This window comes from Bacillus sp. 220_BSPC (assembly GCF_001054655.1).
Classification (GTDB): domain Bacteria; phylum Bacillota; class Bacilli; order Bacillales; family DSM-1321; genus Peribacillus; species Peribacillus frigoritolerans.
Map to the genome: position 1 here is coordinate 1 of NZ_JVPL01000045.1, position 1,302 is coordinate 1,302.

At 36.3% G+C, this 1,302-nt stretch carries 2 protein-coding genes and 1 pseudogene; all 3 read left to right on the forward strand.

Features of this window, described 5'->3' with window-relative positions; translation table 11 throughout:
• Positions 1-109: 109 nt before the first annotated feature.
• Positions 110-652: pseudogene (locus tag ADA55_RS02835) on the forward strand (N-6 DNA methylase); the annotation flags it as partial.
• Positions 652-834, forward strand: coding sequence for a hypothetical protein (locus tag ADA55_RS29960; RefSeq protein ID WP_048678701.1), 183 nt, complete (start codon positions 652-654; stop codon positions 832-834). The pseudogene ADA55_RS02835 and the gene ADA55_RS29960, both read left to right, overlap by 1 nt.
• Positions 831-1,302 (forward strand): restriction endonuclease subunit S (locus ADA55_RS02845; protein ID WP_048678705.1); only part of this gene is annotated, 472 nt, incomplete at its 3' end. The genes ADA55_RS29960 and ADA55_RS02845, both read left to right, overlap by 4 nt.

The window sequence follows — 1,302 nt, forward strand, 5'->3', positions numbered from 1 at the left end:
TCGGCAAGAAGTGCTTCTTGAGAGCCATTAGCTGGCGATTTTTTCTTAGTTTCTTTTTTCATGGATAGACGCCCCTTTTTCTTTGGTTTAAGGGCGTCTATACCTCCAAGCACGTGCAGCAGTTGTCCTTCCTGACAATGTGTTATTTGAAAGCGGAGTTGGGGCGCAAATACGTCGAGATTTAATGAATAAGTGTAACTTACACACTATTTTGCGTTTGCCGACTGGTATTTTTTATGCGCAGGGTGTGAAAACCAATGTCTTGTTTTTTACAAGAGAAAAAACAGACCAGGGCAATACAAAAGATGTTTGGGTATATGACTTAAGGACAAATATGTCTTCATTTGGTAAGCGAAATCAACTAACAATGGCTCATTTCGAAGATTTCATGAAATCTTATGTTTCAGAAGACCGTTCAAAAGTGGAAGATGAGCGTTGGAACAAGTTCACGAGAGAAGAAATAGCTAAGAAGAATGACAGTCTAGATATTGGATTGATTGCCGACGAATCGCTTTCATCTTATGATAATCTTCCAGACCCAATCATCTCAGCCGAAGAAGCTATATTAAAACTTCAACAAGCGATGGACTTATTAACTGAAGTTGTCGAAGAACTCCGTGAAAAAACAGAAGAAGTTAAGGTGAGTAAGTGATGGTTAAAAACAAGAATGCGGAAGAGTTATTGGAAGAAGCCTTGATCCCAAAGGAAGAACAGCCTTATGAACTGCCTGAGAATTGGGTTTGGGTAAATTTAGAATCCTCAAAAAAAGAAGATGGTAGTTTTGGTGATGAAAATGGATTCTTAGTGAAAACATCGACCCAAATGGAGAAGTGAGATTAATTCAGCTATCAGACATTGGGGAAGGTAAGTTCTTAAATAAATCATCTAGATATATTTCAATGAAAACTTTTGAAGAGTTAAGTTGTAAGGAAATAATACCTGGAGATATTTTAATTTCGAGAATGGCGAAACCGATTGCTAGAAGTTGTATTATTCCTGATCTAAAACAAAAACTAATTACCGCTGTTGATATTGCTTATTTAAGACCTAATGAGAGATTATTTGATAAACATTATTTAAACTACATGTTTAATTCTGTATTTTTTAGAACTCAAGCAGAGAAATTGGCAAGAGGAACAACCCGTTTAAGAATCACTCGTAAGAACCTTGGGAAATTACCAATTCCCTTTCCGCCCATAAGTGAACAAAAACGTATTGTAAATAAGATAGAGCGGCTCTTAAGTAAAATTGATGAAGTGAAACAGTTGATTGAAGAAGCAAAGGACTCATTTGAACTTCGAC